Below are 278 nucleotides of genomic sequence, written 5' to 3' on the forward strand. Positions count from 1 at the left end.
TCCCCTATGGCACCCCGCTGGGGAATCAACAGTTTTACGTGCTTCATCCGGAAGATCTGTCCCTGTGTCCGGCAGGCGTCTGTGGGGAGTTGTGTATCGGTGGTGAGGGTCTGGCGCAAGGTTATCTTGGAGATAAAGAGAAGACAGCCGCCGCCTTTATTCACCATCCGGATTTTGGTCGTCTGTATCGCACCGGTGACCGGGGCCACCTGGACCGGGCCGGCTATCTGGTTTTTGAAGGGCGGGACGACACTCAGGTTAAAATTCACGGACACCGG

At 57.2% G+C, this 278-nt stretch carries 1 pseudogene; it reads left to right on the top strand.

The window, feature by feature from the left end:
• Positions 1-278: pseudogene (locus E1189_RS00150) on the top strand (lugdunin non-ribosomal peptide synthetase LugD); the annotation flags it as partial.

The organism is Parendozoicomonas verongulae (assembly GCF_009711465.1).
Classification (GTDB): domain Bacteria; phylum Pseudomonadota; class Gammaproteobacteria; order Pseudomonadales; family Endozoicomonadaceae; genus Sansalvadorimonas; species Sansalvadorimonas verongulae.